A 26067-nucleotide genomic window follows, 5' to 3' on the forward strand; every position below is an offset into this window, starting at 1 on the left:
ATGTGTTCGGCGACCGTGAGCCTGCTCCATGCCGAGGCGCACAAACCCACGAGTGCACCGATCAGCCTACCCTGCGCCATACCACATGGTCCAACCCTCCCCCATACCCGATCTGCCGAGTTTCGCAGGGCCTACCGTTGCTCCCCATGGAATCGTCACCTGACGCAGGCGTCACACGACGCGCCGTGAGCCCCGCCGAGAGCCGGAGGGCGAGCCGGCGCTGGTGGGACGCCGACGCCGACGACTACCAGGCGGAACACGGTTCCTTCCTGGGCGACGCCGACTTCGTGTGGTGCCCCGAGGGCCTGCGCGAGGCCGACGCCCGCCTGCTCGGTGACGTCAGGGGCCAGAAGGTCCTCGAGATCGGCTGCGGCGCGGCCTCGTGCTCGCGCTGGCTGAAGACCCAGGGGGCCGAGGTCGTCGCGTCCGACCTCTCCGCCGGCATGCTTCGCCACGCGGCCGCCGGATCCACCCGATCGGGCGTACGCGTCCCGCTCCTGCAGGCCGACGCCACCGCGCTGCCGTTCACCGAGGGCGCATTCGACATCGTCTGCACGGCCTTCGGCGCGGTCCCGTTCGTGGCGGACTCGTCCCGCGTGATGCGCGAGGTGTACCGCGTCCTGCGCCCCGGCGGCCGCTGGGCCTTCTCGATCACCCACCCGATGCGCTGGGTCTTCCTGGACGATCCGGGCGAGGGCGGCCTGGTCGCCGTGCACTCGTACTTCGACCGCCGCGCGTACGTCGAGGAGGACGAGCGGCATGTCCCGACCTACGTCGAGCAGCACCGGACCCTGGGCGACCGCATCCGGGAACTGGTGAGCGCCGGGTTCGTCCTGAACGACCTGATCGAACCGGAATGGCCGGACGGCCACGACAAGACCTGGGGCCAGTGGAGCCCGCTGCGGGGACGGATCTTCCCCGGCACCGCGATCTTCATAGCGACGAAGCCCACGAAATCATGAAATGTCCGAAAAGTCGTGGCGCGAAGCGCCCGACTTTTCGGCAAACACCCGCAACCCGGGACAAACCCTGCGTCGCGAGGTCGGCCTCGGCCGCGAAACCCCGCGACTCCGGCCAACCGCGCAAGCCATGCAAATCGCGCAGCCAAGGCAAACCTCGCAGCATACGAAGGCCTCGGCGAAAGGACGCGCAGGCGAAACCGCGGACAAATGCCGCCGCGATGCCCCGGCGCGGTCGGAGGGCGCAAATCAACCGCGCCCGGCCGATCGCGCCGCGGCGTCAGACGATCGCCGCGGCGCGATCACGGCGGAGTGATGGAGAGGCGGGGCCGAACACAGCCGAAAGGCGCCCACCAGACGATCGCCGCGACGCGATCACGGCGGAGTGATGGAGGCGGGGCCGAAGAGAGCCGAAGGGCGCCCACCGGACCCCGGGGAGCCGAGTGCGCCGCAGCGCCGGACGGACGCCGCGGCGTGATCACGACGGACCGCGCAGCCCCCGCGCGGCGGGGAGGCGGGCCGAGGAGCGAGCCGGCCCGGCGCCCAAGGGCACGGGAGAACCCGGGTCAGTGGTCGGCGGCGTTCCAGTCGGAGCCGATGCCGACCGAGACGCCGAGCGGCACGTCCAGCGGGTAGGCGCCGCCCATCGCCTCGCGCACCAGGGCCTCCAGCGGCTCGCGCTCCCCCGCGGCCACCTCGAACACCAGCTCGTCGTGGACCTGCAGCAGCATCCTTGAGCGCAGGCCGGATGTGCGCAGGGCCTCGTCCACGCGCAGCATCGCGACCTTGATGATGTCCGCGGCCGAGCCCTGGATCGGGGCGTTGAGCGCCATGCGCTCGGCCATCTCGCGGCGCTGGCGGTTGTCGCTGTTGAGGTCGGGCAGGTAGCGGCGGCGGCCCAGGACCGTCTCCGTGTATCCGTCCCGGCGGGCCTGGGCGACGATCGAGCGCAGGTAGTCGCGGACCCCGCCGAACGTGGCGAAGTATTCCTCCATGAGCACCGTCGCCTCGGCCGGCGTGATGCCGAGCTGGGTGCCGAGCCCGTAGGAGGACAGGCCGTAGGCGAGGCCGTAGTTCATCGCCTTGATCTTGCGGCGCTGGTCGGGCACGACCTCGGCGACGGGCACGGAGAAGACCGAGGACGCGGTCGCGGCGTGGAAGTCGAAGCCGGAGTTGAACGCGTCGATGAGCGCGGCGTCCTTGGACAGGTGCGCCATGATGCGCATCTCGATCTGGCTGTAGTCCGCGGTCAGCAGCGTCTCGAAGCCCTCGCCGACGACGAAGGCGCGGCGGATGCGCCGGCCCTCCTCGGTGCGGATCGGGATGTTCTGCAGGTTGGGGTCGGTGCTGGAGAGGCGTCCGGTGGCCGCGACGGTCTGGTAGTAGGTCGTGTGGATGCGCCCGTCGTCGCTGATGGACTTGAGCAGCCCATCGACGGTGGTCTTGAGCTTGGCGACGTCGCGGTGGCGCAGCAGGTGCTCCAGGAGCGGGTGCCCGGTCTGGGCGAACAGGCTCTGCAGCGCGTCGGCGTCGGTCGTATACCCCGTCTTGATCTTCTTCGTCTTGGGCAGCCCGAGCTCGTTGAACAGGATCTCCTGCAGCTGCTTGGGCGAGCCCAGGTTGAACTCGCGCCCGATCACGCCGTAGGCGGCCTGGGCGGTGCCCTTGACCCCGGCGGCGAACTGCGCCTCGAGCTCGCCGAGGTATTCGGTGTCGGCCGCGATCCCGCAACGCTCCATCTCGGCGAGCACGTAGACGAGCGGCAGCTCGACCTCGGCCAGCAGGCGGGCCGAGGAGTCGCCGTCGCGGCGCAGCTCCTCGCCGATCGCCTCGGCGAGGTCGAGGGTGGCGCGGGCCCGGAGCATGAGGTTCTCCTCGGCCTCGCCGGTGTCGCCGCCGAGCCCCTCCAGGGTCAGCTGCCCGCTCTCGGGGGCGTCGACGCGCAGCTCGCGCTTGAGATAGCGCAGGGCGAGGTCGTTGAGGTCGTAGGAGCGCTGGTCCGGCCGGGCGAGGTAGGCCTCGAGGGCGGTGTCGCTCACCACGCCGGCCAGCTCGCCCCAACCGCGGGCCTGCAACGCGAGGCGGGCGGGCTTCACGTCGTGCAGGACCTTGGGCCGGTCGGCGGCGGCGAGCCACGCGCCGACCGCGGCGTCGTCGGCCGCGTCGAGCTCGGTGGGGTCGAACCAGGCCGCGGGGCCGCCGGCGACGGCGAGCCCGATGCCGGTGAGCGTGCCGGTGCCGCGGCCGAACTTGCCGGCGACGGCCACGCCGGTGCGCACCCCGGCCGGGGCGTGCCGGTCGAGCCAGGCGCCGACGCCGCCGCGCAGCACCTCGCCCTCGAGGTCGAAGCCGGACTCGGCCTCGGGCTCGACGGCGTCGAGGTACTGATACAGCCGGTCCCGCAGCACCCGGAACTCCAGCGAGTCGAAGATCTGGTGCACGGCCTCGCGGTCCCAGCCCCGCCAGCGCAGGTCCTCGGGCGCCAGCGGCAGCTCCAGGTGGTCGACGAGGTGGTTGAGCTCGTAGTTGCGCATGACGTCGGCGAGGTGGGCCCGCACGTTCTCGCCGGCCTTGCCCTTGATCTCGTCGACCCGGGCGATGATCCCGTCGAGCCCGCCGAACTGCACGATCCACTTGGCCGCGGTCTTGTCGCCGACCCCGGGCACCCCGGAGAGGTTGTCGCTGTCCTCGCCGACGAGCGCGGCCTTGTCCCGGTACTGCGACGGCGGAATCCCGTATTTCTCCTCGACCCGCGCCGGGGTCATGCGGTCCATCTCGGTGACGCCGCGCTTGAGGTAGAGCACGGTGACGTTGTCGCTGACGAGCTGGAACGCGTCGCGGTCGCCGGTGATGATCGAGGTCGGCATCCCCTGCTCGGTGGCCTGCCGGGCGAGCGTGGCGATCACGTCGTCGGCCTCGTAGCCCGGCTTCTCCACGAACGGGATGCGCAGCGCGTTGAGGACCTCCTTGATGAGGTCGACCTGGCCGGAGAACTCGGGCTTGGACGCTGAGCGGTTGGCCTTGTACTCCGCGTATTTCTCCAGCCGGAACGTCTGGCGCGACACGTCGAACGCCACCGCGATGTGCGTGGGCTGCTCGTCCCGCAGCATGTTGATCAGCATCGACGTGAAGCCGAAGACGGCGTTGGTCACCTGGCCCGTCGCCGTGGAGAAGTTCTCCGCGGGCAGGGCGAAGAACGCCCGGTAGGCGAGCGAGTGCCCGTCGAGCAGCAACAGCCTGGAGTCAGTCGAACCCGTCACACCACCGAGCCTAGTCGTGGGGTATGACAAAAAACCGCCCAGCCCCTCGGGGCGTTTCATACAGAATGTCCGATTCACCCGCCGGGCGGCACTTGCCGGAAGCCTCGCCGGAACGCCGGAACGAAAACCCCGGACAAAGCGATTCGCGTTGCGGTAACGAACAGGAAGATTACGACTGCGCAACTTCCTTGGGCGTGTTGGCCCGAAGGCCTAGTGCCGAGGGGGCACTGTCATTAGGTTGAGCCCTCATCAGCGTCTTGGCATCTAGGCGCAACCACGCCTACCGCGCTGTTAAAAAGGAGACAGGTGATGATCCGCCCCAATCTCGGATGGCGCTCCGTCGCCGTGCTGAGCGCCGCCTGCCTGGCGCTCAGCGCGTGTGGTGACGACAAGGCCGACAGCCCCTCGACGGGCGCCACCAGCGGCGGCGCCGCCGCAGCCGGTGACGGTGTGCTCAAGATCGGCACGATCCTGCCGCAGACCGGCTCCCTGGCCTTCCTCGGCCCGCCGGAGTTCGCCGGCGTCGACGTGGCCATCAAGGAGATCAACGACAACGGCGGCGTGCTCGGCAAGCCGGTGCAGATCACCCACATGGACTCGGGCGACACCTCCACGGACATCGCCACCCAGTCGGTGAACAAGCTGCTCACGGACAAGACCGACGTCATCATCGGCGCCGCCTCGTCCTCCGTCTCGCTGTCCGTCATCGACAAGATCACGGGCGCCGGGGTCGTGGAGATCTCGCCGGCGAACACCTCGACGGCGTTCACCACCTACAACGACCACGGCCTCTACTTCCGCACCGCGCCCCCGGACACCCTCCAGGGCCGCGTGCTGGGTGACCTGATCGTCCAGGACGGCAACGCGAACGTCGGCATGCTGGTCCTCAACGACTCCTACGGCACCGGCCTCGCCGAGAACGCCAAGAAGGAGATCGAGAGCGGCGGCGGCAAGGTCGTCGCGTCGGTGACCTACGACCCGAAGGCCGCGGACTTCAGCGGTGAGGTCGGCCAGATCAAGGCGGCCAACCCCGACGCGATCGCGATCATCGGCTTCGACGAGACCAAGAAGATCGTCCCCAAGCTGGTCGAGCAGGGCCTGAAGAGCAAGAAGTGGTACTTCGTGGACGGCAACATCGCCGACTACTCGAAGGACTTCCCGGCCGGCACGCTCACCGGCTACAAGGGCACCCAGCCCGGCGCCGAGACCAAGGCCGACTTCAAGCAGCGCCTGCTCGCCGCGAACAAGGACCTGAAGGACTTCAACTACGCCGTTGAGTCCTACGACGCGACCATCCTCGCGGCCCTGGCCGCCGAGGAGGCCGGCAGCGACAACCCGGCCGAGATCGCCAAGCACCTCGTCACCGTCTCCAAGGGCGGCGAGAAGTGCACCACCTACAAGCAGTGCGTGGACCTGATCAAGGCCAAGAAGGACATCGACTACGACGGCCTCTCCGGCCCGATCTCCTTCAACGACGCCGGTGACCCGGCCGAGGCCACCATCGGTGTCTACACCTACGGCCCGGACAACAAGCTCCTCCCGGACGTGAAGTACCAGGCCGGCAAGATCTGAGTCTGACGGCCCCGAAGGCCCCCGTCGCGCGAGCGGCGGGGGCCTTTTCGTGCGTCCGCGCGCAGTTCCCGATAAACCTGCGAAAAGCCACAAAAGCCTATGGCTCGGGCCGCGTCAGTCACAGACCGTTGCTCCCGCCAGACAAAAGGGCGGTCCCCGGAGGGCCTTCGGCCGAGGGGGACCGCCCTAGCCAGGTCCGGGGGGCCAAGGACGGAACGCCGGGCCCGACGGCCCCGATATGACCTCGGAAATCACCGTTCCGCGGGCGGAACAATGAACCGGCTCTGCAAGGTCATCGTAAATATCGCATTACGCAAGCGGGCGCCGGTAAAAACGACGTGAAATCGGGAACGAAAGCGAGCCGGATGCGGGGTCGAAAAATCCCGCGCCCCCGTGGGAGGCGCGGGATTTCCGCGGTGCGAAAAACGACGGTTCAGGCCCGGGCGAGCGTCCCGAGGTACAGCTCGATGACCCGCGGGTCGTTGATCAGGCCCTGTCCCGACGCGGTGTAGGCGTTGCGGCCCTGGTCGAGCACGTAGCCGCGGTCGCAGATCTGCAGGCACCGCCGCGCGTTCTGCTCGACCATCACGACCGTCACGCCGGTCGAGTTGATCTGCTTGGTCCGGAAGAACACCTCGTCCTGCAGCGCCGGCGACAGACCGGCCGACGGCTCGTCCAGCAGCAGCACGCTGGGCTCCATCATGAGCGCCCGGGCCATCGCCACCATCTGCCGCTCGCCGCCCGACATGAGGCCGGCCCGCTGCTTGCGCCGCTCGGCCAGGGTCGGGAAGAGCTGGGTGACGAACTCGAAGCGCTCCTTGAACCGCTTGGGGCGCAGGAACGTGCCCATCTGCAGGTTCTCCTCGATGGTCAGCGCCGCGAAGACGTTGTTCGTCTGCGGCACGAAGCCGATGCCCCGCTCGACCAGCGCGTGCGCCTTGAAGTTGGTGATGTTCTCCCCGCGCAGCGTGACCGCGCCGGAGCGGATGTTCACCAGCCCGAACATCGCCTTGAGCAGCGTGGACTTGCCGGCGCCGTTCGGGCCGATGATGCCCACGAGCTCGCCGTCGTGCACGTAGAGGTCGGCGCCGTTGAGGATGTTGACGCCGGGCAGGTACCCGGCGACGACGTCGTCGGCCCGCAGGATCGCGCCCTCGGCCTTGCCCAGGTGCTCGGAGCGGTCGACGATCTCGTTGCTGACCGGCGCCGCGGTCTCGTCGGGCAGCTCGGTGTCGTCGGGCAGTTCGGGGGAGACGGTCACGATCGGTCCTTTCCGTCGGAGCCGTCGGCCGGCGACTGCTCCCGCTCGAGCTCGTCGACGGCCGGGATCAGGGTCACGTCGCCGCCCTCGGCGAGCTCGCCGGCGTCGACCTCCTCGCCGCCGACGGTCTTGACCGCGCCGTCGTGGTGGGCGCCCAGGTAGGCGTCGATCACCCGCGGGTCGGCCATGACCTTGTCCGGGGTGCCCTCGGCGATCACGCCGCCCTGCCCCATGACGATGATCCAGTCACTGATGTCGTGGACCATGTCCATGTCGTGCTCGACGAACAGCACCGTCATGCCGTCCTCGCGCAGCTGCTTGACGTGGCCGAGCAGCGACTGCGTCAGGGCCGGGTTCACGCCGGCCATCGGCTCGTCGAGCATGACCATGTCGGGCTGCACCATGAGGGCCCGGGCCATCTCCAGCAGCTTGCGCTGGCCGCCGGAGAGGCTGCCGGCGAAGTCGTCCTTCTTGGCGATGAGCTTGAAGCGGGTGAGCAGATCCTCCGCGCGGGCGGTGATCTCCTCCTCCTGCTGCTTCCAGATGCCCGGGATCAGGGCGCGCCAGAAGCCCTCGCCCTTCTGCCCGGTGGCGCCCAGCCGCATGTTGTCCATGACGGTGAGCTTGGACAGCGCCTTGGTCAGCTGGAAGGTGCGGACCATGCCGGAGCGGGCGACCTTGTGCGCCGGTACCCCGGAAAGGCTCTTGCCATTGAACGTCCAGGACCCCTCGTCCGGCGCGTCGAAGCCGGTGAGCAGGTTGAAGAACGTCGTCTTGCCGGCGCCGTTGGGCCCGATGAGCGCGGTGATCGAACCGCGCTGCACCTCGGCGTGCTTGACGTCGACGGCGGTGAGGCCGCCGAAGCGGCGCACGACGCCGTCGGCGACGAGGATCGGGTCGGGCTTGGGCACGCCCGGCTCGCAGGCGACGTCGGCCAGGGCCGCCGTCGCCCGCTCCTTGGCGGTGCCGGTTGCCTGCAGGGGCTCAGCGGACATCGAGCATGACCTCCCTCTTGTCGCCGAAGATGCCCTGCGGCCGGTAGATCAGCAGCAGGATCAGGCCGATGCCGACCAGGATGTACCGCACCGAGCCGGCCTGGTTGGTGCTGATCAGCCACGACGGGATGTCCTTGTGGTTGATCGCCTCCGACAGCGTCGAGTCGATGAAGACGAGCAGCACCCAGAAGATCGACGCGCCGACGACGGGGCCGAAGACCCGCGCCGCGCCGCCGAGGATGACGATCGTGTACGCGAAGAACGTGAACTCCGTGCCGTACGTGTCCGGCTGCACCGCGGCCCGGTCGAGGGCGAAGACGAAGCCGCCGAGCGAGCCGATGACACCGCCGAGGACCAGCGACTGCATCTTGTAGGAGAAGACGTTCTTGCCGAGGCTGCGCACCGCGTCCTCGTCCTCGCGGATGGCCTTGAGCACACGGCCCCACGGGCTCTTCATCAGCAGCCAGACGACCAGGCAGGCCAGCAGCACCAGGCCCCAGCCGACGACCAGCACCCACAGCTCACGGTCGGTGAACGTGATGAGGTCGGCGATGTTGACGCCCTTGCTGCCCTGCCACGGGCTCAGGTCGTAGAACTGCTGCGAGAAGTTCTGCAGGCCGTCCGAGGCGCCGGTCCACTTGCGCAGGCCGGTGGCCCGGTAGATGAGCCGGATGATCTCGGCCGCGGCGATCGTGACGATGGCGAGGTAGTCCGCGCGCAGCCGCAGGGTGGGGATGCCGAGCAGCAGCGCCAGGACGATCGCGGCGGCCAGGCCGATCGCGACGCCGAGGAAGAACGGCAGGCCGAACGTGGAGACCGTGATCGCGATGCCGTAGGCCCCGACGCCCAGGAACGCCGACTGCCCGAAGTTGAGCAGGCCAGTGTAGCCGAAGTGGACGTTGAGGCCGATGGCCGCGAGCGCGTAAGCAATAGTGGTGGACCCGATGATCGCTTCCAGCGAGACGCTGAAAATGGAGTGCCAGTTCATCGTGTCCCCCTCAGCCGATCCGGGTCCGGCGGCCGAGGATGCCCTGCGGCCGGAAGAGCAGGATCACGATCAGTACGGCGAGCGCGCCAACGGTCTTGAGCTCGGACGGGATCCACAGCGTCGACAGCTGGACGAACAGGCCGATGACGAGGCTGCCCACCAGGGCGCCCCAGGCCGTGCCGAAGCCGCCGAGCGTGACGGCCGCGAAGACCAGCAGCAGGATCTGGAAGCCCATCTGGTAGCCGACGTTCTGGTAGGTCCCCAGCAGCACGCCGGACAGGGCGGCCAGACCGCCGCCGAGCGTCCAGACCAGCCGGATGATGCGGTCCACGTTGATGCCGGAGGCCGCGGCGAGGGCCGGGTTGTCGGCGACCGCGCGGGTCGCCTTGCCCAGCCGCGTGCCGAGCAGCGCCCAGGACACGCCCACGATGGCCAGGATGGCGATCGCGTCGCAGACGAGGTTCTTCGGCGCGATGGTGAACGGCCCGTACTGCTGGCCGGGCTGGCCGTTGTACTCCCCGAAGGACTTGGCCTCGCCGCCGAAGAAGTACAGGAAGATGTATCGCAGGGCGAGGGACAGACCGATCGAGATGATCATCGTGGTCACCATGTTGGTCCGGCGCCGGCGCAGCCAGCCCCAGAACACCCGGTCCTGGGTGTAGCCGGCCACCGCGCCGATCACGACCGCGATGAGCCCCGACAGGATCAGCGGCAGCCCGATGGTCACGTTGAACAGGAAGGTCATCAGCGCGCCGAAGGTGACCAGCTCGCCATGGGCGAAGTTGGTCAGGCCGGTGGTGCCGAAGATCAGCGAGACGCCGAGCGCGGCCAGCGCGATGATGAGCGCGAAGTGGATGCCGGTGTAGAGCAGGTCCGCGTAGCGGTCGAAGCTCGACGGCGCCTTGGGGGCACCCGGGTTGTTCTGGCCCGCGGCACCGGCCGCCCCGCCGAGCGGGAAGAGCACGTTGCGGGCCTGCCCGTCGGCCACGGTCGGCGTCAGGCTCGGGCGGTTGTTGGTCACGGTCAGACCGGACGGGAGCGAGGACACGTCGAGGTCGACCCGGTACTGGCCGGGGCCGGGGACGGCGATGGTCCATTTGCCCTGAGCGTCTGAGGTTGCTACGCCGACGGACGCGCCGTCCTGGGTGAACGCACTGATCTTGACCCCGGCGACGGGTGCGTCGCCGTTCTTCAGCGTTCCCTGCAACGCCTCTCCCTCGGCCCAGGCGCTTGTAGCGCCGACGCCGAAGGAGAGCATCACGCAGGCCAGGAAGGCCGTGAGCATGATCACGGCTCTACGCAATGGTGCTCCTCGAATAACGGTGACTCACGGTGCATCCCGACCCTCGGGACTGGCGGATCATAGCCCGGGGTGCAAGGCATTTGCGCGCCGTTACCAAGCCGTTATTCGATGTCGAGCAAGCCGCCACCAAACATGCCGTGCGCAGGTAAAAGGTCAGGACTCGGCGGTTACAGTACTGTTTCCGCCGGCGGTCTCGGCGATGATGCGATCGGCGACTTCCCGCATCGTCATGCGGTGGTCCATCGCGGTGCGCTGGATCCATTTGAAGGCCTGCGGCTCGTTCATGCCGTAGGTCGCCATGAGCTGGCCCTTGGCGCGCTCGACGACCTTGCGGGTCTCGAGCCGCTCGGTGAGCGTGGCCACCTCGGACTCGAGCACCGCCAGCTCCGCGTACCGCGACACGGCGATCTCCACCGCCGGCACCAGGTCGCTCTTCTGGAACGGCTTCACCAGGTAGGCCATCGCACCCGCCGCGCGCGCCCGCTCCACGAGGTCGCGCTGGCTGAACGCCGTGAGGATGACGACCGGCGCGATCCGCCCGCCGGCGATCTTCTCGGCCGCCGCCAGCCCGTCCATGATGGGCATCTTGATGTCCAGGATCACCAGGTCGGGCTTGAGCTCCTCGGCGAGCCGGACAGCCGTCTCGCCGTCGCCGGCCTCGCCGACGACGTCGTAGCCCTCCTCCACGAGCATCTCGCGCAGGTCGAGGCGGATGAGCGCCTCGTCTTCCGCGATGAGCACCCGACGGCTCTGTGCCTCGGCCACTGGCCTCTCCCGATCCGATCCGACGCGTCCGACGGCGGTTACCGTCGCGATCAGAGTAGTGGGTACCCTAGTGCGGCGTACTCGTCCCGGTATCCCAATCGGCAGAGGAACGGAGCTCAAACCTCCGACAGTGTGGGTTCGAATCCCACCCGGGGCACCAAACCGGCACACAAGCCCCACGAGAACGTGACGCCGGACACCATCCGCCCTGCGTAAGTACCACCGCGCGCGCGACTCGATACGCGTCGCGCCGATCTCCGCGGGCCCGAGCGAGCACCCAGGACGCACCTCGCCCGTCTCCGTCGCGAGACCCTGACACGCCAACCTGCATGTCGGATATTTCGCTCGCCGGGGTAAAAATCGGGCGCGGGGTCCACCCTGCCGCTGCGATGGCACGCCTTCGGCGAGGTCGGCTCCCTGGCACGGCGAGCGGGGCGCGGACGACGGCTCCGAGTGGCGACTCGCCCCGATCGGCCACCTGCGATCGGCTACCCGCCGACGAAGTGCGAGTGAGGGCGGCGCAGCGACGCGACCCGAGGGACGTTCAGTCGAGGTGCACCGGCTCCGCGCCCTCGGTCAGCAGGTCCAGGCCCGCCCCCGTCACGACCTGGGCCGGTTGCCGGTCCCGGCCCGCGATCGCCGCCAGCCGCTGCACCGGCAGCCGGTCCGCCTCCAGCGCCGCGGCGAAGACCACGTTGCCGAAGCGGCGCCCCCGCAGCAGCTCCGGCCGCACGATCAGGCACACGTCGGCGAACACGGTGCGCAGGGTCGCGGCCTGGCCCCGGGAGAAGTTGAGCGGGGCGAGGTCGGCGACGTTGAGGGCGTACACGCCGCCGGGGGCGAGCAGGCGCGCCACCGAGGCCGCGAAGCCGACGTCGGAGACGCTCTCGGGCATCTGGGCGGCGTCGTACACGTCGCCGATGATCAGGTCCCAGGCGCCGGGTTCGAGGCCGGCGACGGTCGCGCGGGCGTCCCCGAAGAGCAGCTCGATCGAGGCGTCCTCGGGCAGGGGCAGGATGCGCTGGACGAACGCGGCCAGGCGGCGGTCGCGCTCGATCACGAGCTGCGGGGAGCCCGGGCGGGTCGCGGCGACGTACCGCGGCATCGTGAACGCCCCGCCTCCGAGGTGCAGCACGCGGATCGGCTCGCCCTCCGGGAATGCGGCGTCGACGACCGAGCCGAGGCGGCGGGTGTACTCGAAGTACAGGTGGGTCGGGTCGCGCACATCGACGTACGACTGCTGCACCTCCTCCACGAGGAGCGTCCAGCCGCCCTTGCGCCGGGGGTCGCGGACCAGGCGGGCCGCGCCGAACTCCCCGTTCTCGGCGATCCCGTCGACGATCTCCCGCCAGCTTCCCATTGGGGCACAACCTACCGTGCAGGTGCGAAACCCTCAGCTGAGGGCAGGACCGGCCGAATCTGCGGACATGGAGGGCCGCACCACCATCATCCGCACGGTCGACGACGTCATCGACGCCCGCGCGGTCACCACTGTCTTCCAGCCCATTGTGCGACTCGACTCCTGGAACCGCCGCCGGCACGAGGTCGTCGGCTACGAGGCGCTGACCCGCGGCCCGGCCGGCACCCCGTGGGAGGAGCCGCTGCCGCTGTTCGAGGCGGCGGCCGGGCGCGGGCGGCTCGCCGAGCTCGACTGGGTGTGCCGGGCCGCCGCCTACCGCGCCGCCCTCGACGCCGGCCTGCCCTTCGGCGTCACGCTCTTCGTCAACGCCGAGCCCGCCGCGCTCGGCGTACCGTGCCCGCCCGACCTGGCCCCGACGATCCTCGACGCCCAGCTGCGGCTGCGGGTGGTGGTCGAGATGACCGAGCGGGCCATCGGCCACGACCCGTCGGCGCTGCTCACCGCGGCCGAGGCGTGCCGCGGGGCGGGCTGGGGCGTGGCCCTGGACGACGTGGGCGCGGAGCCGGCGTCGCTGTCGGTCATGCCGTTCGTCCACCCCGACGTGGTCAAGCTCGACCAGTACCTGACCCAGCGGCCCGCCCGCGGCGACGCGGCCCGGGTCGTCAACGCCGTCGTCGCCTACGCCGAGCGCGCGGGCGCCGTGCTGCTGGCCGAGGGCGTGGAGACCCGCGAACACCTCGACGCCGCGCTGGGCATGGGGGCCACGCTCGGGCAGGGCTGGCTCTTCGACCGGCCCGGCCCGCTCCCGCCGGACGTGCGCACCCGCCCCGGCTCGGCCACCGTCCCGTTCGTCGTCGCGCCGGCCTCCCCCGGCGGCCGCACCCCGTACGAGCTCGTCGCCGCCCGCCGGCCCACCGCCGAGGCGACGAAGCGGATGCTGCTGCCGCTGAGCCACTACCTGGAGGCGCGGGCCCACGATCCCGCCGAGCCGCCGATGCTGCTGGCCTCGTTCCAGGACGCACGGCACTTCACGCCCGCGACCGCCCGCCGCTACCAGGCCCTGGCCCGCGACGCGTCCCTGGTCACGGTGCTGGCTACGGAGCTGCCGAGCGCGCCGGCGCAGGGCGTGCGCGGGATCGCGCTGGCCGGCGACGACCCGCTGCGCGGCGAATGGAACGTCATCGTGGTCGGGCCGCACTTCGCGGGCGCCCTCGTGGCCCGGGACCTGGCCGACACCGGCCCCGAGGAGCAGCGGCGGTTCACCTACGCGCTGACGTACGACCGGGATCTGGTCCTCGACGCGGCCCGTGCGCTCCTGCAGTGGGTTGTGCCAACATAGGCGTCCATGAGGCGCCTGCTCGTCGTCGCGCTGCTGATGCTCGTCTCGCTGGGCGGGGCGGCGCTGGCTGGGCACGCACCGCGACCCGCCCCGGCGGCCGGCGGTCCGGCGCTGCCGATCCGGGTCGAGCTCACCCAGGGGCGCGTCGACGAGGTGCGGCACACCGTGCAGATCTCGATGCACAACGACGGGGCCGAGAGGCTCGTGGTCGAGCGGGTCGAGCTGCGGTCGCCGTCGTTCACCGGCACCGAGCCGGTCACGGCCGACGCGTGGCTGCCGCCGGGCGGGCTGCAGGTCGACGTGCCGGTGTCGTACGGCCGGGGCGTCTGCACCGGCGACGAGCTCAAGCCGCGCGCCGCCCCCTCGTTCGTGGCCCTGCGCGTGCACACGGAGCACGGCCCGGCTCGCGACGTGCGGTTCCCGCTGGCCGATCCGAACCCGATGCTCGACAAGTTCCTCGCGATCGACTGCCAGCAGGCGTACCTCGACCGCCAGGCGACGTTCACCTTCGGCCCCTGGACCCATCTGCCCAGCGGCTGGGTCGACGGCACGGTGGTGGTCCGGCGCACCGGCTTCAAGGGCACGATCACGCTGCGGGAGTTCGTCGGCAGCATCCTGCTCGAGGTCATGCCCGTCCCGCTGCGGGAGGCGACCCCGAAGCCCTACGGCGTGCTCCCGCCCGGGACCGACGAGCTGAGGATCCCGATCATCGTCGACGGGGAGCGCTGCACCCCGCACGCGCTCGCCGAGATCAAGAAGCCGTACGTGTTCCCGGCCTGGGTCAGTCTCGACGGCGGCCCGCCGCTCTACACCGAACTCAAGATCACCGATGCCGAGGTCGCCGCGTTCAAGCCGGTCATCGACGCGTGCGCGGCCGGGCACACGCAGATGTGACGCCATCGTGACGCCGGAGTTTTAAGCCAGCTTTAGGCCGGTTGCGACGATGTGACGGCTGGTGCCATGCTCCCAGCCATGTCCGAGGCCGGTCGGCGGGCCCAAGCCGCTCTCCCCGCGGTCGCCCTGCTGGTCCTCGCGACCGGGGCGGCGCTGGGCCTGTCCACGCTGCTCGGCTTCGCCCCGCTGCCGCCCGCCTGGCGGCTCGTCCTCACGCTCGTGATCGCGCTGCTGCTCGCGCTGGCCGCCGCCGACCAGGTGCGGGCCGCGCTCACCGACTGGCAGGGGGCGGCCGCCGCCGAGTGGGGCGCGCACCGCCGCCCGCGCCGCAACCTCGTCACCGGCGACATCACCCAGCCCAGCCGCTCGCCGGAGCGGCCCAAGGCCCGCCGGCCGTCCTGGGCGCGGCTCGCGATCACCGTGCCGGTCGCGCTCGTCCCGGCCGCGCTGCTGTGGGTGCCGCAGGTCCCCGGGCACGCGGTGGCGCTCGCGGCGACGACGTTCCTGCTGGGGTACGGCGCCTACGCCCTGCCCGTCCTGCCGCTCCTGCTCACCTGGCCCCTCCCCCGCCTGCCCCGCGAGCCCTGGCCCTGGCGGCTCCTGCTCGTCCCGGTGGCCGACCGGCGGCTCTGGCGCGCCGGCGAGTTCGCCACGCTCGGCCTCGCCACCCTGGCGTTGCTGCGCGAGCGGGTGCTGACCCGGGCCACCGGCATCGTCGTGGCGACGCTCGGCCTGCTACACCTCGTGCGCGGCAACCCGGACGTGCTCGACGGGGGCGCCGCCCGGGCCGGAGGCCTCCTGGGCTTCCTCATCGCCGAGCCCTTGGCGTTCGTACTGTCCGCAGGCGGCGCGATCGCCCTGCTCGGCGGCGTGCTCGGGGTCGCCGCGGGGATCATCGCCGCGTCGGTCGGGCGGGCCTGGGGCACCGTCGTCGGGTACGCCACCCTCGCCCTCGCCGTCGCGGTGCCCCTCGGCGCCGTCGGGGCCGGGCACTGGTACGGCTACGAGTACTTCCTGCGCACCGAGAACGGCCGCGTGGTCGTCGTCGCCGGGCTCTCCCCCACCCACCGGCAGGCGGTGCACGACACGACCCTGTCGGTCGACGGGCTCACGCCGTCGCTGCGGCAGCTCTTCGCCGACGGGCTCCCGGTCGCCGACTACGCCGACGGGGACCGCATCGCCAAGGCCCTCGCCGCGCCGTCCACCGCCGCGGCCGACGCCTACGCCGGGGAGCAGTTCGACCTCAAGGCCGGCGAGTGCTTCGACTGGATCGGCGGGTCGTCGCAGCTGCGGTACGTCGCGCAGTGCAACGCCGCCCACGTCGGCGAGGTCACCTTCGTCGGGCACCTGCCCTTCACCGTCGACCCCGGCGAGAAGGCGGTGCAGATCGCGACCCGGGCGATGTGCGAGCAGTCGTACGGCGACTACCTCGGCGTCCCCTTCGGGCAGTCCTTCCTGACGCTGGAGAAGCCGCTGCTGCCGCCGGGGCTGGACAAGGCCTGGCACGCCCGGCCGGTGATCGCCTGCTGGCTGCAGTCCGTCGGGCCGTGGCCGCTCAAGGGCACCCGGACCGTCGCGGCGCTGCAGCAGAAGGCGGCCTGGGGCCCGGCCGGCGGCTGCAGGATCGAGGTGCCGGACGCGCTGCGGATCACCGCCGAGCAGCCCAACGTGCGCTGCGTGGCCCCCGGCCCCGAGCAGCGGCTGAGCGTGCCGGGCGCGGGCTTCAACATCGACCTCGAGTTCGCCGCGATCGGCAAGTCGGCCGGCGGGGCCCGCATCGGGGCCGGGTGCTACGACGGGTCGAACCTCGCCAACGGGTACAGCTTCGAGGTCACCGCCGACGGGGTGATCGAGATCTACAAGCACGCCGGGGACCAGCACCCCAAGGTGGCCGCGTCCGCCAAGCCCAAGAACGCCGGCCCGCCGACCACCGCCTCGACGCCGCTGCAGGTGACGTGCAAGCCGACGGGGGACGGCGGGGTCGAGCTGACGGCGTTCTCGACCGGCAACCGCAAGGCGACCTACGTGGACAAGGAGAACCCGTTCACCTCGCTGAGCCCGCGCCTGGTCCTGACGAACGCCTCCACCGGCGGCGTGGTCATGACCACGATGATCTTCAGCGCGACCCGCCTCTAGGCAGTGGGCAGCAGAACCGCCCGAGCACCGGGACGCTTGCCGCTTGCCGCGGTCCGGGCGCGCGGCGATGTGTTGCACTAGGGCATGCAGATGCGTCCGGCGGAACTGGCGGCGATCCGTGCCGGCGATGTCGATTTGGCGTTCCGCCGGTGGGAACGGCCCCGGGTCAAGGTAGGCACCCGGATGCGCACCGCGGTCGGACTGGTCGAGGTCACGTCCGTCGACCGGGTGGCGGTGAGTTCGCTGTCGGCCGCCGACGCCCGCCGGGCCGGCGCGGCGTCGCTGGCCGCGCTCCGGCTGGGGCTGGACGCTCTGCACCCCGAGCGGCCGGTGTATCGGATCGGGCTGCGGTACGCCGGCGCGGACCCGCGGCACGCCCTGCGGGAATCGTTGCCCGATGCCGCGGAGATCGACGCGATCGTCGCGTGGCTCGATCGGCTCGACCGCGCCTCGCCGGCCGGGCCCTGGACTCGGGCGACGCTGCTGCTGATCGACGAACTGCCGGCCACCCGGGCGCCCGACCTCGCACGGCGAATGGGGTACGACACCCCGGCGTTCAAACAGAACGTGCGCAAGCTGAAGGAGCGCGGCCTGACCGAATCGCTCGACATCGGCTACCGGCTTTCGCCGCGCGGCGCCGCCGTCCTGGATCACGAGGGTCATCCACGGCCGGCCTCCGACCGGCCGGCGCCGGAGCCGGGCGTCCCGCTGCCACACCTGGGCGCGGCCGCGACCCGGGCGCTCACCTCACGCGGCGTGGTCAACCTCGAACAGGTCGCCGAGCTCAGCGAGGCCGAGGTGCGGGCACTCCACGGAGTCGGGCCCTACGCGCTGCGCCACCTACGAGCCGCGATGGACTCGGCCGGGCTGGCCTTTCGCGACGATCCCGGAACCGCACCGCAGGTCACCGTCACGCCGGCGCAACGCCGATCGACCTGACGCCCCGGTTCTCATCGAAGACGCCACCGGTTCTCGCAAGAGCGAAGGCCCCTCGCCCAGCTCCTGCTGACCTGGCTCGTGGGTCGAGCGGCCGCCCGCAGCGGCGGGCCGGCCTCAGGCGGCGGCCGCAGTGGGCATGACCAGCAGCAGCTGGCCGCCCGGGCGGGTCGACATGCGCACCGGCAGCGCCATCATCCGGCCCGCGCGGATGAGTACCGTCGCGGTGTCCAAGTCGGCCACGCGCAGCCCCGGCGAGCCGCTGCGCGCCGGGCCCGAGACCAGGAGCACCCCGCGCCAGGCGGCCTCGGCCAAGCGGCGGGAGTGGCGGACCTGGCGGGTCGAGCGTGGCTCGGTGGGCACGGCGCACAGATCGGTGTACCCCTGCGCCCACGCGCGGTCCAGGAACTGCCCGGCTCCGGGGTCGCCGAAGACGCGGAAGATCTCGTACCGGTGGCGGTTGCCGGCCGTGTACCGGTGCACGCTCGCCGTGCGCCCCGCCGCGGTCAGCAGCTCGGCGAGCCGCTCGGCCGCCGCGCCGCGGTTGAACTCCGCCAGGACGCCGTCGAGAGATCGTGCCCGGGAGCCCCCCAGCGCCCGGGCACGGCCTCCACCTCCACACACCCCAGTACATCGCACCAGCACGGCCGCCTCGAACGCGGCGACGGTCGAGGCCCGGTAACGCTCGCCGCTCGGCACGATGTCCACCGCACAACCGTGGCAAACAGGCGCCCGCCTGCGGGAGGGTCCGCCCCGGTTCCTTGACGAACTCTTGAAGGTGACCCTCCCGTACCATGGGCCCACGATGCGGGTGATGCTGGTGGAAGACGACGCACGGGTGGCGGCCGCCCTGGCCACGGCCCTGCGCCGGCGCGGGCACGAGGTGGTGCACTGCCCGACCGCCCAGTCGGCCCTCGACACGTTCGCGGGCGAGCCCTTCGATCTGGTGCTGCTCGACCTCAACCTGCCCGACGGCGACGGCATCGACGTGTGCCGAACGCTGCGCCGCAAGGACGAGAGCGTCGCGATCATCGCCGTGACCGCCCGGGCCGAGGAGCGCGACCGGGTCGTCGGGCTGCAGACGGGCGCCGACGACTACGTGGTGAAGCCGTATTCGATGGCCGAGCTCAACGCGCGCATCGAGGCGGTGCTGCGCCGGGCCGCCCGGGCCGCGCCGCCGCCGAGCGAGGTGCTCACGGCCGGGCCGGTCACCGTGGACGTGGCCGCGCGCCGGGTGGTCGCCGGCGGGCGGGACGTGTCGCTGACCCGCAAGGAGTTCGAGATCCTCGCGGTGCTGGCCCGCACGCCGGGGGTCGTGGTGTCCTACGACCGGCTGATCCTCGCCGTCTGGCAGACGAGCTTCGTCGGGCGGCACACCCTCGACGTCCACGTCGGCTCGCTGCGCGCGAAGCTCGACGTGCCCGGGCTCGTGCAGACCGTGCGCGGCGTCGGTTACCGCCTCGCGCCATGAGGGTCCGACTGGTCTCCGTGTACCTCGTGCTGCTCCTGCTGGTGCTGGCGGCGCTGGAGGTACCGCTGGCGATCTCGCTCGCGGGACGGGACACCCAGCGGCTGGTCGCGGACCGGCTCGCCGACGCGACGCGGTTCGCCACGCTCGCCGAGCCGGCCCTGCGCGACACCGACACCGCGGAGCTGGCCGCCGAGCTGACCCGCTACGACGACGTCTACGGGGTGGCGGCCGTGGTCGTGGACCAGGACGCGCACCAGGTCGTCGGCTCCCGCCCCGACCTGCGCCTCGCCGACGGCAACGTGGTGCGCCAGGCCCGCCGCGCGCTGGAGGGCCGGGAGGCGAGCGAGGACGGCACGATCTGGCCCTGGCGCACCCAGCCGCTCGTCGTCGCGGTGCCGGTCGGCCGGGGCGGCGAGGTGATCGGCGCCGTCGTGACCGTCTCGCCGACCCGCAGCAACGCCAACGGCGTCGGCAGCGCCTGGGGCATCCTGGCCGGCGGCGGGCTCGTGGTCCTCTTCGCCGGCATCGTCGCGGCCTGGTCGCTGGCGCGCTGGACGCTGCGGCCGGTCGCCGAGCTCGACTCGGCCGCGCACGAGCTCGCGGCCGGCGACTACGCGGTGCGCGTCCCGGCCGCCGACGGCCCGCCGGAGCTGCGCCGCCTCGGCAGCGCCTTCAACGAGATGGCGGAGACCGTCGCCGACGCCCTGGAGCGGCAGCGCGCGTTCGTCTCGCACGCGAGCCACCAGCTGCGCAACCCGCTGACGGCGCTGCGCCTGCGCGTCGAGGACCTCGGCGCGGACCTCGCCGACCCGCAGGCGATCGAGGGCCACCGGCTCGCGCTGGAGGAGGCGGAGCGCTTCGGCGAGGTGCTCGACAGCCTGCTCGCCCTGGCGCGGGCCGAGCGGGGCAAGTACGACCTCGCCGACTTCGACGCGGGCGAGACCGCCTGGGCCCGGGTGCTGGCCTGGCAGCCGGTGGCCGCGAAGAAGGACATCACGCTGCGGTACGTGCGCCCGGCCCGGCCGCTGCGGGCCCGCGCCGTGCGCACCGCGATCGACCAGGCCCTGGACGCGCTCATCGACAACGCGGTGAAGTTCTCGGGGCCCGGGACGACGGTGACGGTACGCCCCAACGCCGACGACCACGGCGTGGCCCTCCACGTGATCGACAACGGCCCGGGCCTGACCGAGGAGCAGCGCGACATGGCGACCGAGCGCTTCTGGCGCGCCCCGGACGCCCAGAACGTCGACGGCAGCGGCCTGGGCCTGCCGATCGTCGCCGTGCTCGTCGACGCCTCCGGCGGCCGCTTCGACCTGCTGCCCAACGAGCCGTCGGGCCTGCACGCCCGGGTCTGGTTCCCCGCCGCGCTGTGACCCGCGCTAGGCCTTCTGGTCGCGGTAGTAGCGGATCGCGCCCGGGTGCAGCGGCAGCGGCGGGGTCGAGATGGCGGAGCGGATGTTCAGCCGCGCGGCCGCCTGGTGGGCCTTCGCGAGCTCGTCGCGGCCTTCGAAGAGCAGGCGGGTCACGCCGTACGCCAGCGGCTCGCTCATCGACAGCCGCACCACGAGGTAGTTGGCGATGCCGATGGCCACGGTGGCCGTGATGCCCGTGTACGTCGAGGCCGGCACCACCCGCTCGGCGTAGTAGTCGCCGTACTCCCCGCGCAGCAGCTGCACCGACTCCTCCAGCGGCAGCAGGGCGATCGGGAACGTGCGGGCCAGGTCGGCGATGGCCGCGACCGGCAGGCCGCCGGAGAAGAAGAACGCGTCGATGGTCCCCGCCCGCAGCGCCTTTACCGAGTCGTCGAGGCCGAGCGGCTGCGCGTCGACGGTGACGTGCGAGACCTCCAGCACCCGGGCGGCGGTGATCGCGGTGCCGGAGCCCTCGGCGCCGATCGAGACCTTGCGGCCCGTGAGGTCCTGCAGGCGCCGGATCCGGCTGGCGGCCGCGACGACGACGTGGATGTGGTCGTCGTAGAGGCGGGCCAGGGCGCACAGCTGCTTCGGGTGGCTCTGCTCGTTGTCCGCGGCGATGTCGGCCTGGGTGAACGCCACGTCGGCGGTGCCGTCGAGCACGCTCTGCACGTTGTACTGCGACGCCGCCGTGGTCAGCACGCTCGCGTGCACGTTGGGCAGGTACCGCTTGCACAGCTCGGCGATCGCCGTGCCGTAGCGGTAGTACACGGCGCCCGGGCTGCCCGTGGCGATGCGCAGGTCGCCGGTGGCCTCGGCCCCGTCGTCGTCGCAGCCGGCCAGCCCCGGCAGGGCGAGCGCCGCCGGCCCGGCCGCGGCCAGGCCCAGCAGCGTCCGGCGTCTCATGCCGGCAGGCCCAGCAGCGGCCGCAGCGCCTCGATGGTCGCGGCCGCGCCCCGGTGGTGCAGCGTGGTCATGCCCAGCGCGCGGGCGGGCTTGAGGTTGCCGGGCAGGTCGTCGACGTAGACGCACTCGGCCGGGTCCAGCCCGACCGCCTCGGCCCCGAGGGCGTAGATCTCCGGCGCGGGCTTGCGCAGCCCGACCTCGGCGGAGATCACGACGCCGTCGAAGAGCTCGCCGAGCAGGACGCGGTCGTACCGGTCGAGCCCCCACGAGTTCGAGATGAGCCCGGTGCGGATGCCGGCGTCGCGGGCGGCCCGCACGAAGTCCAGCATCGCCACGTCCTCCCCGGCCTCGCCCATGAGCCGCGGGATGAGCCCCTCGGCGGCGACGCCGGGCCCGAGCAGCGCGGCGAACCCGGCCTCGAACCCGGCCTCGGGCAGCGTGCCGTCCTCGAGCCCGGCGAGCAGCTCCCGCGCCCGGGGATCGGCGCGGAAGAGCTCGCGAACGGTCCCGGGCGCCAGCCCCTCCCGCGCGCAGAACGCGTCGAACGACGCGAACACGTCGGTGGTGAGCACACCGCCCCAGTCGACCAGCAGACCCCTGTGCGTCATGCCCCGAGGGTAGTCACCCCTTCGCGGTCTCGGCGGCGAGGGCGAGCGCCACCTCCCGCTGCGACCCCGCCTGGCGCTGCCGGTGGGCGGAGGTCCCCCGGGAGCGCAGGGCGGACAGGAGCTCCAGCGCGGTGTCCCACTCGTCGCGGGCCTCCAGCGCCGGGCGCACGTGCCGCAGGAGCGCGTCGATGCGGACCCCGGCCGGGACCGCGGTGCGGGTCGTCGGGTCGACGAGGTGCCCGCCGAGGCCGGAGCGGGCCGCGCGCCAGGTGGCCGCGCGCAGCAGGACCTGCGGCGCCTCCGGCAGCGGCCGGCCGGCGTCGTCCTCCTCGGCGGCGACGGTGACCAGGGCCCGGGCCAGCGCGGCCAGCAGCACCACGTCGTCGAGGTCGGGGCAGGAGTCGGCGACGCGCACCTCGACCGTCGGGTAGCGGGCCGACGGGCGGGCGTCGAAGTACACCATCCCGGCGTCGCTGATCACGCCGCTCTCCACGAGGGTGGCGACGACCCGCTCGTACTGCGCCGCCGAGTCCAGGTCCGGCGGCGGCCCGACGGTGGGCCAGCGCGAGGTGACGATCGTGCGGTAGCTGGCGTAGCCGGTGTCCTGGCCGGCGAAGTACGGCGAGGAGACGCTGAGCGCGAGCAGGGTCGGCAGCCACTCCCGGATGCGCCGGGTGATGCGCACGGCCTGGTCCCGGTCCGGCACCCCGACCTGCACCTGGCACGCGGCCACCTGCTGCTCGTCGACGAGCTGCATGTACTCCTGGGCCATGCGCTCGTAGCGCTCGTTCGGGTACACCCGGCTGGGCGTGCTCCCGGAGCTCGGCACGGTGCCGGCGGCGACGATGGCCAGCCCGTGCCGGGCGGACGCCTCCACGAGCGAGCGCCGCTTCTCGGCCAGGTCGGCCCGCAGCGCGGTCAGGCCGGTGTGCACGGCGCTGGCGGTCTCGACCATCGACCGGTGCAGCTCCGGCTCGGCGTCGGCGCCGCGCAGGACCCGGCGGGCGGCCGGCTCGAGGTCGCCGGTCTCGCCGTTGACGACGTGGAACTCCTCCTCGACACCGATGGTGTCCCCGACGGCTACCACCGGCCGTGCACCGACTCACGCACGAGGTCGTCGTAGACGCGGGCGACCGCGTCGTGGGTCTGCGCCGGCAGCGGCGCGAGCGCGGCGGCCGCGGCGTTGCCGCGGGCCTGCTCGGCGTTGCGGGCGCCCGGGATGACCACGGAGACGGCGGGGTGGTCGATGATCCAGCGCAGCGCGAACTGGGTCATGGTGGCGCCCTCGGGCCTGAGCGCGGCCAGGCGGCGCACGGCCTGCAGGCCGGTGCCGTAGTCGACGCCGGAGAAGGTCTCGCCCTGGTCGAAGGCCTCGCCGTGGCGGTTGTACGTCCGGTGGTCGTCGGCCGCGAAGGTGGTCTGCTCGTCGTACCGCCCGGAGAGCAGCCCGCTGGCCAGGGGCACCCGGGCGATGATGCCGACCCCGGCCTTCTCGGCCGCCGGGAGGACCTCGTCGAGCGGCTTGAGCCGCAGCAGGTTGAAGATGATCTGGACGGTGGCCACGTTGGGCCGGGCGATGGCGGCGAGGGCCTCGGCGGTGGTCTCGACGCTCACGCCGTACGCCTTCATGCGCCCTTCGGCGACCATCTCGTCCAGCCCGTCGAACACGGCGTCGGTGTGGTAGACCTCGGTCGGCGGGCAGTGCAGCTGCACCAGGTCGAGGGTGTCGACGCCGAGGTTCTCCCGCGAGCGGTCGTTCCAGGCGCGGAAGTTGTCGAGGTTGTAGTTGGGCGCCTCCTGCGGCACCCGCCGCCCCATCTTGGTCGCCACCGTGACCGTCCGGTCCGGCGGCAGCGAGCGCACGAACTGCCCGACGAGGCGCTCGCTGCGCCCGTCGCCGTACACGTCCGCGGTGTCGATGAACGTCACGCCCGCCTCGTGCGCGGCGCTGAGGGTCGCGATCGCCTCGTCCTCGTCCACGCGTCCCCAGTCGGCGCCGAGCTGCCACGCGCCGAGCCCGACGACACCGACGGGGACGCCGGTGCGCCCCAGAATCCTCTCCAGCATGGAGACCACCCTAAGGCGCACCGGATCACGCCGCCCGGCTAGAACACGGGGGTTCCCGCACGCACGAGCTTCCAGTTGGCGACGAAGAAGTCCGCGGGATCGATGGAGCCCTTGGCCTGGGCCCAGTCGATGAGCAGCTGGCGGATCTCCTGCTGCGCGTTGTACACCTGCGTCTTGACGATCCCGGGGAAGTTCCCGCCCCCGGAGCGCCGGTAGTTGTTCACCGCGACGACGAACTGCTCGGCGTCGCCGACGGGGGCGCCGGTGCCGGGGTGCACGAGCCGGGTGATGCGCTGACCGACCGGCTTGGAGATGTCGATGTCGTACTCCACGCCCGAGAGCGTGTCGTAGTTGTAGTCCGGCACCGACGGGTCGCTGATCGTGGCCGGGTCCACCGGGGCGCCCGGGGCGAGCGTCACGAAGTACTTCGCCGAGTACTCGAGGTAGGCCCGCACCTCGGCCCCGGTGAGCACGACGGCCTCGAGCGTGTTGTCGTAGATGTAGAGCCCCGCGACGTCCTTGATCTTCACCTGCCCGGCCGGGAACAGCGCGGTGCGGGAGAAGGGCGCGGCGATCGACAGCACCGGCAGCGACGCGTACTGCCCGCCGGCCATGGCCGCGGCCACGGTGTCGGTCTGCACCTTGTTGATGTAGTCGAGGATCGGCGTGTCCTTGTAGCGCGACTCGGCCGCCGAGAGCTCCTGCGTCGAGGTCGCGACGACCTGGTTGACGTAGGCGACGGTCGTGTTGTGCTGGGCCTTCACCGCGGCGAGCACGACGGGGTCGGCCGCGTACGCGTTGGTGTTGATGGTCGAGGCCGCCTTGCTGGTGATCTGCCAGCGGCCACGCTCGCGGCTGAGCGTGAAGTCCATCCGGGTGACCCGCTGGCCCCACTTCGACGGCTCGGACAGCAGCACCTGCGCGCCGGTCGCCGTGTTGGTCACGAAGCGCTGCGGCACCTCGTTGTGCGCGTGGCCGAACAGGATCGCGTCGATGCCCGGCACCTGCGCGGCGATGAGCGCCGACGGGTTCTCGTTGGGCAGCTCGGGGCCGTAGCTGCTGGTACCGCTGTCGCCGCCGTGCGCGCTGACGAGCACGATGTCGGCCCCGCGGCGGCGCATCTCCGGCACGTACTTCGCCGCGGTCGCCACCATGTCGTCGAAGCGCAGCTTCCCTTCGACGTTGGCCCGGTCCCAGATGGCCACGCCGGGGTTGGTCAGGCCGAGGATGCCGACGCGCAGGTTGGGCGCGCCCTGGCCGAGGTCGACCTTCTTGATGACGTACGGCGTGAAGGCCGGCCGCCCCGTCCTGGCGTTCACGGCGTTCGCGGCCAGGGCCGGGAACCCGAGCTGGCGGATCCACAGGTCCAGCAGCGGCAGCCCGTAGTTGAACTCGTGGTTGCCCAGCGTCACGGCGTCGTAGCGGATGACGTTCATCGCCCGCGCCATCGGGTGCCGCTCGTGGGTGGTGGTGATCGGCTCCTGCTTGGCGTAGTACGTCGCCAGCGGCGTGCCCTGGATGGTGTCGCCGGCGTCGAGCACGAGGGTCGCCTTGCCGCGCCGCTCGGCCCGGATCGTGTTCACGACCGTCGCGGCCTTGGCCAGCCCGACGTCGTTGTGGGCGCTGTCGTCGTACTCCGCGTCGCGGTAGTAGTCCCAGTTGTAGACGTTGCCGTGCGTGTCGGAGGTGCCCAGCAGGGTCAGGTCCCAGGTCTTCGGGCCGCTCGGGTGCGCCTCGGCCGCCGGGCCGGCGACGAACGGGGCGGCCGCCGCGGCCGCGGCGGCCGCGAGGACCCCGCGCCGGGAGAGGTTGGTCATGTCACGCCTTCCATGGTG

General features: G+C 71.9%; 21 protein-coding genes and 1 tRNA gene. 9 read left to right on the forward strand and 13 right to left on the reverse strand.

Going from position 1 to position 26067, the window contains the following annotated elements; all coding sequences use genetic code 11:
* The first annotated feature begins 146 nt into the window (after positions 1 to 146).
* On the forward strand, positions 147 to 962 hold the full coding sequence (locus ACQP1P_RS37170; RefSeq protein WP_433078373.1) for a class I SAM-dependent methyltransferase: 816 nt from the start codon (positions 147 to 149) through the stop codon (positions 960 to 962).
* 563 nt (positions 963 to 1525) lie between these two features.
* Here ACQP1P_RS37170 and polA read toward each other — a convergent pair.
* Complete coding sequence (gene polA, locus ACQP1P_RS37175; RefSeq protein ID WP_433078375.1) at positions 1526 to 4279, reverse strand: DNA polymerase I; 2754 nt, start codon at positions 4277 to 4279, stop codon at positions 1526 to 1528.
* A gap of 249 nt (positions 4280 to 4528) precedes the next feature.
* Between polA and ACQP1P_RS37180 the strand changes: the two genes are divergently transcribed.
* Positions 4529 to 5791 carry an ABC transporter substrate-binding protein gene (locus ACQP1P_RS37180; protein ID WP_433078377.1) on the forward strand — a complete coding sequence of 421 codons (1263 nt, stop codon included), beginning with the start codon at positions 4529 to 4531 and terminating at the stop codon, positions 5789 to 5791.
* A gap of 433 nt (positions 5792 to 6224) precedes the next feature.
* On the opposite strand, the gene ACQP1P_RS37185 is transcribed toward ACQP1P_RS37180, so the two are convergent.
* The 5 genes from ACQP1P_RS37185 to ACQP1P_RS37205 all read right to left on the reverse strand — a co-directional run bounded on the left by ACQP1P_RS37185 (position 6225) and on the right by ACQP1P_RS37205 (position 11079).
* Positions 6225 to 7052: an ABC transporter ATP-binding protein gene (locus ACQP1P_RS37185; protein WP_433078379.1), complete on the reverse strand. Its 828-nt coding sequence runs from the start codon at positions 7050 to 7052 to the stop codon at positions 6225 to 6227.
* Positions 7049 to 8047 carry an ABC transporter ATP-binding protein gene (locus tag ACQP1P_RS37190; RefSeq protein WP_433078381.1) on the reverse strand — a complete coding sequence of 333 codons (999 nt, stop codon included), beginning with the start codon at positions 8045 to 8047 and terminating at the stop codon, positions 7049 to 7051. The genes ACQP1P_RS37185 and ACQP1P_RS37190 overlap by 4 nt, the downstream gene beginning before the upstream one ends.
* Positions 8037 to 9035 (reverse strand): branched-chain amino acid ABC transporter permease, encoded by a 999-nt coding sequence (locus ACQP1P_RS37195; RefSeq protein ID WP_433078383.1) that lies wholly within the window; start codon positions 9033 to 9035, stop codon positions 8037 to 8039. The genes ACQP1P_RS37190 and ACQP1P_RS37195 overlap by 11 nt, the downstream gene beginning before the upstream one ends.
* A gap of 10 nt (positions 9036 to 9045) precedes the next feature.
* Positions 9046 to 10338, reverse strand: coding sequence for an ABC transporter permease subunit (locus ACQP1P_RS37200; RefSeq protein ID WP_433078385.1), 1293 nt, complete (start codon positions 10336 to 10338; stop codon positions 9046 to 9048).
* Positions 10339 to 10491: 153 nt separating this feature from the next.
* Positions 10492 to 11079 (reverse strand): ANTAR domain-containing response regulator, encoded by a 588-nt coding sequence (locus ACQP1P_RS37205; protein ID WP_433078387.1) that lies wholly within the window; start codon positions 11077 to 11079, stop codon positions 10492 to 10494.
* A gap of 107 nt (positions 11080 to 11186) precedes the next feature.
* On the opposite strand from ACQP1P_RS37205, the gene ACQP1P_RS37210 reads away from it, so the two are divergent.
* A tRNA-Leu gene (locus tag ACQP1P_RS37210) sits at positions 11187 to 11263 on the forward strand.
* 384 nt (positions 11264 to 11647) lie between these two features.
* On the opposite strand, the gene ACQP1P_RS37215 is transcribed toward ACQP1P_RS37210, so the two are convergent.
* Positions 11648 to 12463 carry a spermidine synthase gene (locus ACQP1P_RS37215; RefSeq protein ID WP_433078389.1) on the reverse strand — a complete coding sequence of 272 codons (816 nt, stop codon included), beginning with the start codon at positions 12461 to 12463 and terminating at the stop codon, positions 11648 to 11650.
* A gap of 67 nt (positions 12464 to 12530) precedes the next feature.
* On the opposite strand from ACQP1P_RS37215, the gene ACQP1P_RS37220 reads away from it, so the two are divergent.
* The 4 genes from ACQP1P_RS37220 (at position 12531) to ACQP1P_RS37235 (ending at position 17771) form a co-directional block, all read left to right on the forward strand.
* The gene (locus ACQP1P_RS37220; RefSeq protein ID WP_433078391.1) at positions 12531 to 13802 is read left to right on the forward strand and encodes a sensor domain-containing phosphodiesterase; all 1272 of its coding nucleotides are present in this window, start codon (positions 12531 to 12533) and stop codon (positions 13800 to 13802) included.
* Between the two features lie 6 nt (positions 13803 to 13808).
* Positions 13809 to 14696: a hypothetical protein gene (locus tag ACQP1P_RS37225; protein WP_433078393.1), complete on the forward strand. Its 888-nt coding sequence runs from the start codon at positions 13809 to 13811 to the stop codon at positions 14694 to 14696.
* A 78-nt stretch (positions 14697 to 14774) separates the two neighbouring features.
* Entirely contained in the window at positions 14775 to 16832 is a 2058-nt protein-coding gene (locus ACQP1P_RS37230) for a hypothetical protein (protein ID WP_433078395.1), read from the forward strand.
* Between the two features lie 183 nt (positions 16833 to 17015).
* Positions 17016 to 17771, forward strand: a complete 756-nt coding sequence (locus tag ACQP1P_RS37235) for a hypothetical protein (protein WP_433078397.1) — start codon at positions 17016 to 17018, stop codon at positions 17769 to 17771.
* Between the two features lie 114 nt (positions 17772 to 17885).
* Here the strand turns inward: ACQP1P_RS37235 and ACQP1P_RS37240 are convergent, their stop codons facing one another.
* A complete protein-coding gene (locus ACQP1P_RS37240) occupies positions 17886 to 18476 on the reverse strand; it encodes a hypothetical protein (RefSeq protein WP_433078399.1) in 591 nt (196 codons plus the stop codon).
* A 97-nt stretch (positions 18477 to 18573) separates the two neighbouring features.
* Here ACQP1P_RS37240 and ACQP1P_RS37245 point away from each other — a divergent pair, with 97 nt between their 5' ends.
* Entirely contained in the window at positions 18574 to 19239 is a 666-nt protein-coding gene (locus ACQP1P_RS37245; RefSeq protein ID WP_433078401.1) for a response regulator transcription factor, read from the forward strand.
* Positions 19236 to 20612, forward strand: a complete 1377-nt coding sequence (locus ACQP1P_RS37250) for an ATP-binding protein (protein WP_433078403.1) — start codon at positions 19236 to 19238, stop codon at positions 20610 to 20612. The genes ACQP1P_RS37245 and ACQP1P_RS37250 overlap by 4 nt, the downstream gene beginning before the upstream one ends.
* Before the next feature lie 6 nt (positions 20613 to 20618).
* On the opposite strand, the gene ACQP1P_RS37255 is transcribed toward ACQP1P_RS37250, so the two are convergent.
* Genes ACQP1P_RS37255 through ACQP1P_RS37275 form a run of 5 tightly spaced genes read right to left on the reverse strand, consistent with a single transcriptional unit; the run spans position 20619 to position 26049 of the window.
* The gene (locus tag ACQP1P_RS37255; protein WP_433078405.1) at positions 20619 to 21557 is read right to left on the reverse strand and encodes a TAXI family TRAP transporter solute-binding subunit; all 939 of its coding nucleotides are present in this window, start codon (positions 21555 to 21557) and stop codon (positions 20619 to 20621) included.
* The gene (locus ACQP1P_RS37260) at positions 21554 to 22165 is read right to left on the reverse strand and encodes an HAD family hydrolase (protein ID WP_433078407.1); all 612 of its coding nucleotides are present in this window, start codon (positions 22163 to 22165) and stop codon (positions 21554 to 21556) included. Before ACQP1P_RS37260 ends, ACQP1P_RS37255 begins: the two co-directional genes overlap by 4 nt.
* A gap of 13 nt (positions 22166 to 22178) precedes the next feature.
* A complete protein-coding gene (locus tag ACQP1P_RS37265; protein ID WP_433078408.1) occupies positions 22179 to 23252 on the reverse strand; it encodes a carboxylate-amine ligase in 1074 nt (357 codons plus the stop codon).
* Positions 23246 to 24232 carry an aldo/keto reductase gene (locus ACQP1P_RS37270; protein ID WP_433078410.1) on the reverse strand — a complete coding sequence of 329 codons (987 nt, stop codon included), beginning with the start codon at positions 24230 to 24232 and terminating at the stop codon, positions 23246 to 23248. The genes ACQP1P_RS37265 and ACQP1P_RS37270 overlap by 7 nt, the downstream gene beginning before the upstream one ends.
* Positions 24233 to 24270: 38 nt before the next feature.
* Positions 24271 to 26049, reverse strand: coding sequence for a bifunctional metallophosphatase/5'-nucleotidase (locus ACQP1P_RS37275; protein ID WP_433078412.1), 1779 nt, complete (start codon positions 26047 to 26049; stop codon positions 24271 to 24273).
* Positions 26050 to 26067 lie beyond the last annotated feature (18 nt).

Origin of the sequence: Dactylosporangium sp. CA-052675 (assembly GCF_050947935.1) — a bacterium.
Classification (GTDB): domain Bacteria; phylum Actinomycetota; class Actinomycetes; order Mycobacteriales; family Micromonosporaceae; genus Dactylosporangium.

What these genes read in the sequence shown, in the direction of transcription:
- ACQP1P_RS37170 (WP_433078373.1), top strand. Translation starts at nt 147, where the DNA reads ATGGAATCGTCACCTGACGCAGGCGTCACACGACGCGCCGTGAGCCCC.
- polA (WP_433078375.1), bottom strand. Translation starts at nt 4,279, where the DNA reads ATGAAACGCCCCGAGGGGCTGGGCGGTTTTTTGTCATACCCCACGACT.
- ACQP1P_RS37180 (WP_433078377.1), top strand. Translation starts at nt 4,529, where the DNA reads ATGATCCGCCCCAATCTCGGATGGCGCTCCGTCGCCGTGCTGAGCGCC.
- ACQP1P_RS37190 (WP_433078381.1), bottom strand. Translation starts at nt 8,047, where the DNA reads ATGTCCGCTGAGCCCCTGCAGGCAACCGGCACCGCCAAGGAGCGGGCG.
- ACQP1P_RS37195 (WP_433078383.1), bottom strand. Translation starts at nt 9,035, where the DNA reads ATGAACTGGCACTCCATTTTCAGCGTCTCGCTGGAAGCGATCATCGGG.
- ACQP1P_RS37215 (WP_433078389.1), bottom strand. Translation starts at nt 12,463, where the DNA reads ATGGGAAGCTGGCGGGAGATCGTCGACGGGATCGCCGAGAACGGGGAG.
- ACQP1P_RS37220 (WP_433078391.1), top strand. Translation starts at nt 12,531, where the DNA reads ATGGAGGGCCGCACCACCATCATCCGCACGGTCGACGACGTCATCGAC.
- ACQP1P_RS37225 (WP_433078393.1), top strand. Translation starts at nt 13,809, where the DNA reads ATGAGGCGCCTGCTCGTCGTCGCGCTGCTGATGCTCGTCTCGCTGGGC.
- ACQP1P_RS37230 (WP_433078395.1), top strand. Translation starts at nt 14,775, where the DNA reads ATGTCCGAGGCCGGTCGGCGGGCCCAAGCCGCTCTCCCCGCGGTCGCC.
- ACQP1P_RS37235 (WP_433078397.1), top strand. Translation starts at nt 17,016, where the DNA reads ATGCGCACCGCGGTCGGACTGGTCGAGGTCACGTCCGTCGACCGGGTG.
- ACQP1P_RS37245 (WP_433078401.1), top strand. Translation starts at nt 18,574, where the DNA reads ATGCGGGTGATGCTGGTGGAAGACGACGCACGGGTGGCGGCCGCCCTG.
- ACQP1P_RS37250 (WP_433078403.1), top strand. Translation starts at nt 19,236, where the DNA reads ATGAGGGTCCGACTGGTCTCCGTGTACCTCGTGCTGCTCCTGCTGGTG.
- ACQP1P_RS37255 (WP_433078405.1), bottom strand. Translation starts at nt 21,557, where the DNA reads ATGAGACGCCGGACGCTGCTGGGCCTGGCCGCGGCCGGGCCGGCGGCG.
- ACQP1P_RS37260 (WP_433078407.1), bottom strand. Translation starts at nt 22,165, where the DNA reads ATGACGCACAGGGGTCTGCTGGTCGACTGGGGCGGTGTGCTCACCACC.
- ACQP1P_RS37270 (WP_433078410.1), bottom strand. Translation starts at nt 24,232, where the DNA reads ATGCTGGAGAGGATTCTGGGGCGCACCGGCGTCCCCGTCGGTGTCGTC.
- ACQP1P_RS37275 (WP_433078412.1), bottom strand. Translation starts at nt 26,049, where the DNA reads ATGACCAACCTCTCCCGGCGCGGGGTCCTCGCGGCCGCCGCGGCCGCG.